We start from the raw sequence: 12,147 nt of genomic DNA on the forward strand, positions 1-12,147 counted from the left end.
CGGGGTGAAAGCGCTGGTCGGTTCTATCATTCGTTGGTGTGAGCACCGCGACAAAGGGCCCCAAGGCGAAGGCGGCGAAACCCACGCCGCCGAGCGCGCCCAAAATTTCCGCCGACGTATATCAAGCCGAATTGTTCCGGCTGCAAACGGAATTCGTGAGGCTGCAAGAGTGGGTGCGGCATGCGGGCCAACGTGTGGTGATCGTCTTCGAAGGTCGCGACGGCGCGGGCAAGGGCGGAACCATCAAGCGGATCACCGAATACCTCAACCCGCGCGCGGCCCGCATCGTCGCGTTGCCGGCGCCGACCGATCGGGAACGCGGCCAGTGGTATTACCAGCGCTATATCGCCCACCTTCCCGCCAAAGGCGAGATCGTTTTGTTCGATCGGTCGTGGTACAACCGCGCCGGCGTGGAGAAGGTGATGGGATTCTGCACGCCCCAAGAGCATGCGCTGTTCTTGCGGCAGACCCCGATCTTCGAGCAGATGCTGATCGATGACGGGATCCTGCTGCGCAAGTATTGGTTTTCGGTTTCCGCGGCCGAGCAGCTGCGCCGGTTCAAGGCGCGGCTGAATGATCCTGTGCGGCAATGGAAACTCAGCCCTATGGACACCGAATCGCTGTATCGCCGGGAGGACTATTCACGTGCCAAGGACGAGATGATGGTGCACACCGACACCCCCGTCAGCCCTTGGTATGTGGTGGAATCCGACATCAAGAAACACGCGCGGTTGAACATGATGGCGCACCTGCTGTCGAGCATCTCCTATCACGACGTCGAGCGGCCCCACGTCAAGCTGCCCAAGACGCCGGTGGTGAGCGGGAACTACCAGCGTCCGCCGCGCGAGCTGTCCAGGTACGTCGAGGACTATGCGGCGACACTGATGGGGGATTCGTGACGGTGGTTTACATACCGGCCACGCTGGCCATGTTGCAGCGTTTGGTCGCGGAGGGCTCGTTGCGGCCCGTCAACGGCACGGCGTTCGCGCTGACGCCGACGCTGCGCGAGTCCTACGCCGAGGGCGACGACGACGAGCTCGCCGAGGTCGCGCTGCGCGAGGCGGCGCTGGCGTCGCTGCGCCTGCTGGCCGACCCGGACGCGGAGGGATCCCTGCCGCCGCGGCGCGCGGTGCTGGCCGCCGAGGCCTCCGACCTCAGCTTCCGGCCCGACCTCGACGACGCCGTGGTGAGACTGGGCGCGCCCGTCGCGCTGGAGGACGTGATCGCCGCGTACGTCGACAACGCGGAGGCGGAGGCGGACGTGACCAGGGCGATCGAAGTCATCGACGCCGCCGACCTGGGCGACGAGGACGCCGAGCTGATCGTCGGCGACGCGCAGGATCACGACCTGGCGTGGTACGCCAACCAGGAGCTGCCGTTCCTGCTCGAGCTGCTCTGACGCGCAACGATGTGACGCATTCGGAGCCGCCGACCTAGCTACGCAACCGTAGGTTACGGTACCGTAGGTTTCGTGAGGCCCTCAGAATCGACCACAATGGTGAGCGCAACCAAGACGCCGCGCGATGGTCAGGAGCTTCCGCTGGGCAGACGTAACCCCTCGATCACGGGCAACGTCGTCGAGACCAAGCGGCCCGTGGTCGCCGGCGCCGACCGGCACCCCGGCTGGCACGCGCTGCGCAAGATCGCCGCGCGCATCACCACACCGCTGCTGCCCGACGACTACCTGCACCTGGCCAACCCGCTGTGGTCCGCGCGCGAGCTGCGCGGCCGCGTCCTCGAGGTGCGCCGCGAGACCGAGGATTCGGCGACGTTGGTGATCAAGCCGGGTTGGGGGTTCAACTTCGACTACCAGCCGGGTCAGTACATCGGGATCGGCCTGCTGATGGACGGGCGCTGGCGCTGGCGGTCGTATTCGCTCACCTCCAGCCCCGCCGAAACGTCCGGTTCCGGGTCGTCGCGCACCGTCACCATCACCGTGAAGGCGATGCCCGAGGGCTTCCTGTCGACCCACCTGGTCGCCGGCGTCGAGCGGGGAACCGTCGTCCGGCTGGCCGCGCCGCAGGGCAACTTCGTGCTGCCCGACCCGGCGCCGCCGTCGATCCTCTTCCTCACCGCGGGGTCCGGAATCACGCCGGTGATGTCCATGCTGCGAACACTGGTGCGCCGCAACCAGATTGGCGACATCGTCCACGTCCATTCGGCGCCCACCGAATCGGATGTGATGTTTCGCGCGGAGCTGGCCGCGCTGGCCGCCGATCACCCGGGCTATCGCCTGCAGCTGCGGGAGACCCGCAGCCGGGGCCGCTTGGACCTCGCCCTGCTCGACCACGAGGTCCCGGACTGGCGCGAGCGTCACACCTGGGCCTGCGGGCCGGAGGGCATGCTGACGCAGGCCGAGCGGGTGTGGTCGTCGGCCGGCATCGGCGAGCGGCTGCACCTGGAACGCTTCGCCGTGTCCAAGGCGGCGCCCGCGGGCGCCGGCGGAACGGTCACCTTCGCCCAGAGTGGTCGCTCGGTGGCCGCCGACGCGGCGACGTCGCTGATGGACGCGGGCGAAGGCGCCGGAGTCCAAATGCCCTTCGGCTGCCGAATGGGTATATGTCAGTCGTGCGTGGTCGGCCTCGTGGAGGGCCACGTGCGCGACCTGCGCACCGGCGCGGAACACGACCCGGGCACCCGGATTCAGACCTGCGTGTCGGCCGCGTCCGGCGATTGTGTGCTCGACATCTAAAGGCTACTCACAGGTAACCTACGGATTCGTAGGTTACGATAGCGTAGGTATTGCACCGACGACACGACCGTAGGGAGATGACGACGAGTGGCAATCACAGACGTCGACGTATTCGCCCATCTGACGGACGCCGACATCGAGAGCCTGGCCGTTGAGCTGGACGCCATCCGCCAGGACATCGAAGACTCTCGCGGGGCGCGCGACGCCCGCTACATCCGCCGCACCATCGCCGCGCAGCGCGCGCTGGAGGTCTCGGGCCGGCTGATGCTGGCCGCGAGTTCCCGCCGCTCCGCGTGGTGGGCGGGGGCCGTCACCCTGGGCGTGGCCAAGATCATCGAGAACATGGAGATCGGCCACAACGTCATGCATGGCCAGTGGGACTGGATGAACGACCCGGAGATCCACTCCTCGACGTGGGAGTGGGACATGAGCGGGTCCTCGAAGCACTGGCGCTACACCCACAACTTCGTGCACCACAAGTACACCAACATCCTCGGGATGGACGACGACGTCGGCTACGGCCTGCTGCGCGTCACCCGCGACCAGCGCTGGAAGCGCTTCAACATCCTCAACTTGGTCTACAACACCATGCTCATGCTCCTGTTCGAGTGGGGCGTCGGCCTGCAGCACGTGGAGATCGGCAAGATCGTCAAGAAGCGGATGGAGCACGACGACGCCCGGCAACGGGTGGACGAGTTCCTGGCGAAGGCCGGCCGGCAGGTCTTCAAGGACTACGTCGCCTTCCCGGCGCTGACCTCGCTGTCGCCGGGTGCCAGCTACCGGTCCACGGCGACGGCCAACGCCACCGCCAACATCATCCGCAACGTGTGGGCCAACGCGGTCATCTTCTGCGGCCACTTCCCCGATGGCGCAGAGAAATTCACCAAGACCGACATGATCGGCGAGACCAAGGGCCAGTGGTACCTGCGCCAGATGCTGGGCAGCGCCAACTTCGACGCCGGGCCGGTGCTGCGGTTCATGAGCGGCAACCTGTCCCACCAGATCGAGCACCACCTGTACCCGGACCTGCCGAGCAACCGGTACGCGGAGATCGCGGTGCGGGTGCGGGAGGTGTGCGACAAGTACGACCTGCCCTACACCACCGGCTCGTTCCTGGTCCAGTACGCCAAGACCTGGCGCACGCTGGCCAAGCTGTCGCTGCCGAACAAATACCTGCGCGACGGCGCCGACAACGCGCCGGAAACCCGCAGCGAGCGGATGTTCGACGAGTTGGGGCCCGGATTCGCGGGCACCGACCCCGAGACCGGCCGGCGGCGCGGGCTGAAGACCGCCATCGCGACCGTGCGGGGTTGGCGGCGGGCCAAGCGCGCTGAGCGCGACGCCCGGCGCGCGGACGACCTGGCGGCCTAGCACCCGCGCCGAGCGTGTACTGAGCGCGAGATTTCGGGCTGATTCTCGCCGTTCGCCATACTGGGATACGTGCCGGTGTTCGTCGGGTCGCAGGTCTCGCACTGGGACTTTCCGCGGAGCACGGCCAGCATCGCGTTGATGACCGAATTCGGTTGCGAGAACGGGCTTGCCGCGGCCGACGTGCTCGACGGCACCGGCCTGTCGGAGGCCGACCTGCGCGACCACCAGCGGATGATCGTCGGGCGTCAGGAGCTGGCGGTCGCCACCAACCTGGTGAACCTGCTGGGCAACGCGGCCGACCTTGGCGTGCGGGTGGGCGGCAGCTATCACGTCGGGTCGTTGGGCATCTTCGGCTTCGCCTGCCTGACCAGCTCGACGCTGGGCGACGCCGTGCGGTTCGCGGCGCGGTTCTACGACCTCAGCTACGGCTTCTGCCTGCCGACCGTCATCGTGGAGGGGCCGGTGGCGGCGTTGCGGCTCGACCTGCCCGACCTGACCGGTCCGGTGGCGGAGTTCCTGGTGCGGCGCGACCTGGCGGCCATCGCCCGGGTCATGGCGGAGATGTTGGGCCGCCCCGTCCCGTTCACCTCGATCGATTTCACCGGTCCCGCGCCGTCATCGGATGCCTTGGCCCGCAAGGCCTTTGGCGTGACACCGGGTTACGACGCGCCGGCCAACGTCGCGCGCTGGCCCGCCGCCCTGCTGGACAATCCGCTGCCCCAGGCCAGCGAGCAGACCGTGGCGATGTGCGAGCAGCAGTGCCGCGCCCTGCTGGAGCGCCGCCGGCAGCGGACCGGTGTCGCCCGCCGCGTCCGCGAGCGGCTGGCCTCCGTCGACGGCGAGCCCCACACCATCGCCGCCGTCGCCCGGCAACTGGCGATGAGCGAGCGGACGCTACGCCGGCGCCTGGCCGAGGAGAACACGTCGTTTCGGGATCTGCTCGAGGAGGTGCACCGGGTGCTCGCCGAGGAGCTGTTGGCGACGGGCGCGCTGTCGGTCGACGACGTCGCGCTGCGGTTGGGCTACGCGGAGGCGACGAGCTTCATCGCCGCGTTCAAGCGGTGGACGGGCACGACCCCGGCGCGCTATCAGCGCTCGGTCGCGCCCCGGGCCCGGCTGCAGGCCGTCTGATCGTGGCCGGAATCATGGATTTGCCGACCGCAATCGGTTGCCGGTGACGCGTCGCGCGGCCCTAACGTTTGCCGCATGACTTCGACTACTCGCAAGGCCCGCGTACTGGTGATCGGGGCCGGCTTCGGCGGCCTCGCCGCCGCCTACGAGCTGTCCAGGGATGGTCTCGCGGACGTGACGGTGCTGGAGAAGGCCGACGACATCGGCGGCGTCTGGCGGGAGAACACCTACCCCGGCGCGGCCTGCGACGTCCCGTCCAACCTGTACTCCTACTCCTTCGCCCGCAAGACGGACTGGGGGCGGCGGTACGCCGAGCAGCCTGACATCCTCGGCTACATCCACGACACCGCCGACCGGTTGGGCCTGCGGGACCTGGTCCGCACCGGGGTGGAGGTCACCTCGGCGCGCTACGACGACGACACCGCCACCTGGCGGGTGACGACGTCCGACGGCGCGACGCGCGAGGCCGACGTGCTGGTGCCCGCGGTGGGCCAGCTGTCGCGGCCGGCGTTCCCGAACATTCCGGGACTCGACACGTTCGCGGGCCCCTCGTTCCATTCGGCGCAGTGGCGCCACGACGTCGACCTGACCGGCAAGCGCGTCGCGGTCCTCGGCACCGGCGCGTCGGCGATCCAGTTCGTCCCGCGCATCCGCCAGACCGCGGGGCGCGTCACCGTGTTTCAGCGCTCCGCGCCGTACATCATCCCGAAGCCGGACCGCGCCTACACCCAAGCGCACCACACCGCGTTCGCCAAGGCGCCGGGGTTCGCCGCCGCCATGCGGGGGCTGATCTGGGAGATCTCGGAGTTCTTCGGCCTCGCGCTGACCAGGGTGGCCCCGCTCGCCCGGCTGATCGGCATCGTCGCGTCGGCGAACATCAAGCGGCACATCAAGGATCCGGTGCTGCGGGCCAAGGTCACCCCCGACTATCCGATCGGCTGCAAGCGCGTGTTGTTCAGCAACGACTGGTATCCGGCGCTGGCCAGCGACAACGTCGACGTCGAGACCGAGGCGATCAGCGAGGTGACGCCGGCGGGGGTGCGCACCGCCGACGGCCGGCTGCACGAGGTCGACGTCATCATCTACGGCACCGGGTTCAAGGCCACCGAATTCCTGGCCCCGATGACGATCACCGGCCGCGACGGCCGTGACCTGCACGCCGAATGGGCCGGCGGTGCGCGCGCCCATCTGGGCATGGCCGTGCCGGGTTTCCCGAACATGTTTCTGATCTACGGGCCGAACACCAACCTGGGCAGCAGCTCGATCATCCTGATGATGGAGCAGCAGGCCCGCTACATCCGTCAGCTCACCGAGGAGCTCGCCCGCGGCGGCGTGGGGCGCGCGTTCGAGGTGCGGGCCGACGTGGAACAGGCCTACGACGCGGAGGTCCAGGCCCGCCTGGACGCCGGCGTGTGGACCACCTGCGACTCCTGGTACCGCACCGCCTCGGGCCGGGTCACCACCAACTGGCCGGGGCTGGTGCACGAATACCAGCGCCGCACAAGGGCCGTGGCGCTGGCGGACTACGAGGTGGTCCTGCCGGAACGCGCGGCCAGCAAGGTCGGCGCCTGACGGGACTACGCTGCAAGGCATGCTCGCAGCGTTCGGATTCGAAACCATGGGTGTGGTCGTCGGCGACATGTTTTTCGTCGACCCGCGCCCGCTCGAGGGTCAGGAGACGCCGGAGCGGGGCGTGCGGCTGGAACTGCGCCTCGTCGACAGGGACGAGCCGCAGGGCTCGATCTACGCCGGCGTCCCGATCGGGTTCAACCGCCCGGTGTGGCGGGTCGATCTGTTCGGCTCCACCGAGAGCCCGCCGGGCACGCTGGACCGAGCCCATCACCACCCGCGGTTCGACGGTTGGGAGCCCGGCCGCCGGCATTTCGTCCCGGAGCTGTCCGCCGACCCGGTGGCCTGGCTGGCCGATCAGCTGGCCGACCCGGCCGCCGTGCTGGCGCGGGCCGGCGTCGATCCCGACGCAGTTCCCGAGGCCGACAAGGCCGGTCTGGCCGCGGCCGCCCCGGAGATCGTGGCCGCGGTGAAACGGATGCTCGACGGCGTGCGGGACGGGGAGTTGGCTCCGTCGCCGCCCGAGCCGGTCGCGGCCGCCCGCACCGGCTGGCTCTAGCCGGTCACCTTTTCGGCCAGCGCGGCCAGCTTGGCGTCGAGTTGCAGTGCGGCGCTGAGCAATTCGGGGTTGGGTTCGACGACCATCAGCGACGACGGCTTGACGTAGGTCAGGCTGCTGCCTGGGCCCTCGTCGGTGATCAGGAGCTCGACCGGGGCGAACAGGCCCGCGGTGACGTCGTGGCGCAGCATCGTGATCGCGATCAGCGGGTTGCCGAGAACGACGCGGGTCACCTTGCGGTCGATGCCGGCCTTGGCGATCCACGCCCCGTGGTCGAAGGCGCCGAACAGCATGAATCCGCTGGGCCCGACGTGTGTTTCGACGCGCTGCCGGTAAGCGTCCCAGCCGTCGGTGCTCGCCGCGATGTCGTTGATGGGGACGGGCCGCTCGCCGATGCCGGCCGCCAGCGCGGCGAGCACCTCGTCGTAGCTCTTGGCGCTCTCGTAGCGCACGCGCACGCCGTTGAAAACGGTCTCGGTCATAATCTCCCCGTCCTTCGGTCCTCGCCGATCTTGAGGATCGGCGTCCGGTTCTCCGGTTGAACCCGTTCCCACAGGCCGCCCTTGCCCAGCGCCCTTCCCGACTCGTCCTCTCGGCGGAGCCACTCCTCGGCACTCCTGATCCGATTCGGGTGAATCTCGTCGAGCAGGGCGTAATCGCGCTTGATGACCTCGTACCTCCACAAATTCCAGAACCCGGTGAAGTTGTCGCGGATGTTCATGGTGCTCTTGTCGTTCGGGTCCGCGTTGTACCCGGCGGGCGCGTCCGCGGCCCTGCTGAGGGGACCCTCGCGCCAGTAGGTGTCCAGATCGGTGTCGATGTAGCGGGCCGGATGCCCGGTGACCTCCTCGAACGCCGCGGCAAGATCGGCGTAGCGGATCTGGTCAATGGCGACTTCGAGATCGAGGCCATTCGCGCGCTCGGGATGGTCGAAAAGCCAACGGACGTAATACCCGCAGTCTTCGAGAGCCACGTGGGGTACGGCTCCCTCGCCGAGTGGAACCCGCCACGTCACCACGCCGTCCTCGATCGTGGGTGCCATCGGCGTGCCGGGCGAAATCACCATCTCGATGTACGGGCCCGTCGTGAACACCGCCGCGCCCATTCGGTTTCCGTTCACCCGATTCTGAAACAGGATCCACTCACCCACGCGGCCCTTGCCGTCATAGTGGCCGGTGCGGAATTTGGAGTCATACCCCGACTTCTTGAGCCCGTAGTCGAGGTTCCCGTAGACGAAGAACTTGATGCCCTCTTCGACGGCTATCTCGTAAGCGCGCATCGCCCAATAGATCTCGGTTTTCTCGCCGGTGTTGAACCCGTCGATGTTGACGAACGCTCCGTCGGCGCCGCGGAACCCTTCGCGCAGCGTCGCTTCGTCGGCGAACGAACCTTCCAGGGCGGAGACGTTGTCGAGGGCGAGCAGCTCCTTGGCCCGCCGGGACGCGGGGTCGCGGCTGAGGAATCGAACCGAGTATTTCTGGTCGGCGACCAGGGCGCGAATGACGGGCATGCCCTGGGCGCCGGTGCCGCCGATGACGAAGATCTTCGAGGTTTTGTGCGGGGACATCGTCGCCTCACAACCGCTCGATGATGGTGGCGTTGGCCATGCCGCCGCCCTCGCACATGGTCTGCAGCCCGTACCGCCCGCCGCGCTGCTCCAAAGCGTTCACGAGCGTCGTCATGATGCGCGCGCCGCTGGCGCCCAGCGGGTGGCCGATCGCGATCGCGCCGCCGTTCACGTTGGTCTTGGCCAGGTCGGCGCCGGTGTCGTGCGCCCAGGCGAGGACGACGGGCGCGAAGGCCTCGTTCACCTCGAACAGGTCGATGTCGGCCAGCGTCAGCCCGGCGCGGCTCAGCACCTTTTCGGTGGCCGGGATGACCCCGGTCAGCATGTAGAGCGGATCGGAGCCCACGACGGTGGTGGTGTGGATGCGGGCCAGCGGGCGCAGGCCCAGCTTCTTGGCCGTGTCGCTGGTGGTGATCAGCACGGCGGCGCTGCCGTCGGACAGCGGCGAGGAGTTGCCGGCGGTGATCTCCCAATTGATCTGGGGGAAGCGGGCTTTCATGGCCTCGCTGTAGAACGCGGGCCGCAAGCCGGCCAGCGTCTCGACGGTGGTGCCGGGGCGGATGAATTCGTCGGTGGCGAGCCCGGCGATTCCGATCAGCTCGTTGTCGAACAGCCCGTCCTTGGTGGCGCGGGCGGCCTTGTCGTGGCTGGCGGCGGAGAACTCGTCGAGCTGGGTACGCGAGAAGCCCCAGCGCGCCGCGATCAGCTCGGCGCTGATGCCCTGCGGCACCAGGCCGTCGGGGTAGCGCCGCGTCATGTCGTCGCCGAACGGGTTGCTGCCCGGCAGCACCGAGGTGCCCATCGGGACGCGGCCCATCGACTCCACACCGGCGGCGACGACGAGGTCGTAGGCGCCGGAAATCACGCCCTGGGCGGCGAAGCTGATGGCCTGCTGGCTGCTGCCGCACTGCCGGTCGATCGTGACGCCGGGAACCGATTCCGGGAATCCCGCGCCCAGCAGCGCGTTGCGGGCGATGTTCACGGCCTGGTCGCCGACCTGGGCGACGGCTCCGGCGATGACGTCGTCGATCTGCCCCGGGTCCACGCCGGTGCGGGCCACCACTTCCCGCAGGCTGTGCGCCAGCAGGTCGGCCGGCAGCACGTCGTGCAGGGCGCCGGTGGGTTTGCCCTTGCCGATGGGCGTGCGGACGGCTCCGACGATGACGGCGTCGCGGTTCATGGCTCCTCCTCGAGTCCCAGCATCTAGGTATAGATTTCTGTACTCAGGTAAACATCTGGGTACACTAAAAGCAACCCAGCCGGGGAGGTGATCTATGACACTGCTGCAGGGACCCTTGGCCGACCGCGATGCCTGGTCGGCCGTCGGCGAGTGCGCGATCGAGAAGACCATGTCGGTGGTGGGCACCAAGTCCGCGATGCTGATCATGCGCGAGGCGTACTACGGCACCACGCGGTTCGATGACTTCACCCGCCGGGTGGGCATCACCAAGGCCGCCGCCGCGGCGCGGCTGTCCGAGTTGGTCGAGCTGGGGCTGCTCAAGCGGCAGCCCTACCACGAGCCCGGGCAGCGCCGCCGCGACGAGTACGTGCTCACCGAGGCCGGCATCGACTTCATGCCGGTGGTGTGGGCGATGTTCGAGTGGGGCCGGCGGCACCTGCCGGGGCGGCACCGGCTGCGCCTGACGCACGTGGGCTGCGGCGCCGACGCGGAGGTCCAGATACGTTGCACCGAGGGGCATCTGGTGCCGCCCGACGAGCTCGGCGTGCGGCTGGCTAAGCCTGATTGAGCGCGGCCAGCAGCCGGCGGGCCGCGGCCACGCGGCGGGCGGCGGGGCCGGACAGGGTGTCGAGCGCGCACTCGGGGTCGGCCGGCGGCCCCATGTGTCCGCAGCCGCGCGGGCAGTCCTCGATCGCCTCGGCGAGATCCGAGAACGCCATCAACACGTCGTCGGGCTCGATGTGGGCCAGCCCGAACGAGCGGATGCCCGGGGTGTCGATCACCCAGCCCGACGTCGCGAGCGGAAGCGCCACCGACTGGGTGGAGGTGTGCCGTCCCCGGCCGATGTCGGTCACCTCACCGACCGCCCGTTCCGCCTGCGGCACAAGGCGATTCACCAACGTGGACTTGCCGACGCCCGAATGCCCGAGCAGCACGGTGATCTTGCCGTCGAGCAGGTCGGCCACCGCGAGCAGCGGGTCGTCGCGGCCCGCCGCGACCACCGTCAGGTCCAAGTCCACGAACTGCTCGGCGAACGGCTCGGGCGGCGCGAGGTCGGTCTTGGTGAGGCACAGGATCGGCGTGAGCCCGCCGGCGAAGGCGGCGATCAGCGCCCGGTCGACCAGGCCGCTGCGCGGCGGCGGGTCGGCCAGCGCCACCACCATCAGCAACTGGTCGGCGTTGGCGACCACCACCCGCTCGGTCGGATCGGTGTCATCGGCCGTGCGGCGCAACACCGTTCGCCGCTCCGCGCGCCGGACGATTCGAGCCAGCGTGTCCGGCCGCCCGGACAGATCACCCACCACGTCGACGTCGTCGCCGACGACGATCGGCGTGCGGCCCAGTTCCCGGGCCCGCATCGCGGTGACCCGCCGCTGCGGGTCGCCGCCCAGCACGCATCCCCAGCGGCCCCGGTCGACGCTGACCACCATCGCGGCCTCGGCGTCGGCGTGCTCGGGACGAGTCTTGGTGCGCGGTCGCGAGCCCCTGCCGGAGCGGACCTTGACGTCGGACTCGTCGTAATCGCCGGGCCTCAAATATCGGACCCCAGCATGTCCGCCCACAGCCGCGGAAACTCCGGCAGCGTCTTGGAGGTGGAGCCGATGTCGTCCACCTCGACGCCGGCCACCCGCAGCCCGACGATCGCGCCCGCCATCGCCATCCGGTGGTCGGCGTAGGCCCGCCACACGCCTGGGCGCAGCGGGGTCGCGGTGATCACCAGGCCGTCGGGCGTTTCGGCGCAGTCGCCGCCCAGGCGATTGATCTCGGCGCTCAGCGCCGCGAGCCGGTCGGTCTCGTGGCCGCGCAGATGCCCGATGCCCGAAAGGTGGGACACCGAGCCCGGGGTCGCGAGCGCTGCCAGCGCCGCCACCGACGGGGTCAGCTCGCCGACCGCGCGCAGGTCGACGTCGAAGCCGTCATACGTCGCGGACCCCTGCACCTCGAGGAACGAATCGCCTTGATTGACAGTGGCATTCAGCTTGCCCAGCACGGTCAGGATGTGGTCGGCGGGCTGCACGCTGGTTTCCGGCCAGCCGGTGATGCGCACCGTTCCGCCGCTGACCACGGCGGCCGCCAGG

Annotated in this window: 13 protein-coding genes; 8 read left to right on the top strand and 5 right to left on the bottom strand. The window is 69.1% G+C overall.

Annotation, left to right across the window (positions count from 1 at the left end):
- The first annotated feature begins 38 nt into the window (after window positions 1–38).
- The 7 genes from ppk2 to A5680_RS02210 all read left to right on the top strand — a co-directional run bounded on the left by ppk2 (window position 39) and on the right by A5680_RS02210 (window position 7,322).
- Complete coding sequence (gene ppk2, locus A5680_RS02180; protein WP_067815627.1) at window positions 39–899, top strand: polyphosphate kinase 2; 861 nt, start codon at window positions 39–41, stop codon at window positions 897–899.
- Complete coding sequence (locus A5680_RS02185; protein WP_156349389.1) at window positions 896–1,399, top strand: hypothetical protein; 504 nt, start codon at window positions 896–898, stop codon at window positions 1,397–1,399. Before ppk2 ends, A5680_RS02185 begins: the two co-directional genes overlap by 4 nt.
- A gap of 99 nt (window positions 1,400–1,498) precedes the next feature.
- On the top strand, window positions 1,499–2,692 hold the full coding sequence (locus A5680_RS02190) for a ferredoxin reductase (protein ID WP_369808479.1): 1,194 nt from the start codon (window positions 1,499–1,501) through the stop codon (window positions 2,690–2,692).
- Window positions 2,693–2,779: 87 nt separating this feature from the next.
- Window positions 2,780–4,063, top strand: coding sequence for a fatty acid desaturase (locus tag A5680_RS02195; protein ID WP_067815630.1), 1,284 nt, complete (start codon window positions 2,780–2,782; stop codon window positions 4,061–4,063).
- Between the two features lie 69 nt (window positions 4,064–4,132).
- Window positions 4,133–5,194, top strand: coding sequence for an AraC family transcriptional regulator (locus tag A5680_RS02200; protein ID WP_082970235.1), 1,062 nt, complete (start codon window positions 4,133–4,135; stop codon window positions 5,192–5,194).
- 75 nt (window positions 5,195–5,269) lie between these two features.
- Entirely contained in the window at window positions 5,270–6,766 is a 1,497-nt protein-coding gene (locus A5680_RS02205; RefSeq protein ID WP_067815633.1) for an NAD(P)/FAD-dependent oxidoreductase, read from the top strand.
- A 19-nt stretch (window positions 6,767–6,785) separates the two neighbouring features.
- Window positions 6,786–7,322 (top strand): hypothetical protein, encoded by a 537-nt coding sequence (locus A5680_RS02210; RefSeq protein WP_067815636.1) that lies wholly within the window; start codon window positions 6,786–6,788, stop codon window positions 7,320–7,322.
- On the opposite strand, the gene A5680_RS02215 is transcribed toward A5680_RS02210, so the two are convergent.
- The 3 genes from A5680_RS02215 to A5680_RS02225 are packed head-to-tail and all read right to left on the bottom strand — an operon-like array spanning window position 7,319 to window position 10,069.
- Complete coding sequence (locus A5680_RS02215; RefSeq protein WP_067815639.1) at window positions 7,319–7,804, bottom strand: DUF302 domain-containing protein; 486 nt, start codon at window positions 7,802–7,804, stop codon at window positions 7,319–7,321. The genes A5680_RS02210 and A5680_RS02215 overlap by 4 nt on opposite strands.
- A complete protein-coding gene (locus A5680_RS02220) occupies window positions 7,801–8,889 on the bottom strand; it encodes an NmrA family NAD(P)-binding protein (protein ID WP_067815642.1) in 1,089 nt (362 codons plus the stop codon). Before A5680_RS02220 ends, A5680_RS02215 begins: the two co-directional genes overlap by 4 nt.
- A gap of 7 nt (window positions 8,890–8,896) precedes the next feature.
- A complete protein-coding gene (locus A5680_RS02225) occupies window positions 8,897–10,069 on the bottom strand; it encodes a thiolase family protein (RefSeq protein ID WP_067815645.1) in 1,173 nt (390 codons plus the stop codon).
- A gap of 94 nt (window positions 10,070–10,163) precedes the next feature.
- Between A5680_RS02225 and A5680_RS02230 the strand changes: the two genes are divergently transcribed.
- Window positions 10,164–10,637 (top strand): helix-turn-helix domain-containing protein, encoded by a 474-nt coding sequence (locus tag A5680_RS02230; protein WP_055399050.1) that lies wholly within the window; start codon window positions 10,164–10,166, stop codon window positions 10,635–10,637.
- Here A5680_RS02230 and rsgA read toward each other — a convergent pair.
- Together rsgA and A5680_RS02240 are read right to left on the bottom strand one after the other, a co-directional pair.
- Window positions 10,624–11,604 carry a ribosome small subunit-dependent GTPase A gene (gene rsgA, locus A5680_RS02235; protein WP_055399048.1) on the bottom strand — a complete coding sequence of 327 codons (981 nt, stop codon included), beginning with the start codon at window positions 11,602–11,604 and terminating at the stop codon, window positions 10,624–10,626. The genes A5680_RS02230 and rsgA overlap by 14 nt on opposite strands.
- The coding region (locus A5680_RS02240) for a 3-phosphoshikimate 1-carboxyvinyltransferase (protein ID WP_369827589.1) at window positions 11,601–12,147 on the bottom strand (547 nt) is incomplete at its 5' end. The genes rsgA and A5680_RS02240, both read right to left, overlap by 4 nt.

The sequence above is a fragment of the Mycobacterium sp. E2989 genome (assembly GCF_001667595.1).
Taxonomy (GTDB): domain Bacteria; phylum Actinomycetota; class Actinomycetes; order Mycobacteriales; family Mycobacteriaceae; genus Mycobacterium.

Bases quoted from the DNA above. Each gene is read 5' to 3' on its own strand.
- A5680_RS02225 (WP_067815645.1), bottom strand. From the start codon at position 10,069: ATGAACCGCGACGCCGTCATCGTCGGAGCCGTCCGCACGCCCATCGGC.
- A5680_RS02205 (WP_067815633.1), top strand. From the start codon at position 5,270: ATGACTTCGACTACTCGCAAGGCCCGCGTACTGGTGATCGGGGCCGGC.
- A5680_RS02215 (WP_067815639.1), bottom strand. From the start codon at position 7,804: ATGACCGAGACCGTTTTCAACGGCGTGCGCGTGCGCTACGAGAGCGCC.
- A5680_RS02210 (WP_067815636.1), top strand. From the start codon at position 6,786: ATGCTCGCAGCGTTCGGATTCGAAACCATGGGTGTGGTCGTCGGCGAC.
- A5680_RS02230 (WP_055399050.1), top strand. From the start codon at position 10,164: ATGACACTGCTGCAGGGACCCTTGGCCGACCGCGATGCCTGGTCGGCC.
- A5680_RS02220 (WP_067815642.1), bottom strand. From the start codon at position 8,889: ATGTCCCCGCACAAAACCTCGAAGATCTTCGTCATCGGCGGCACCGGC.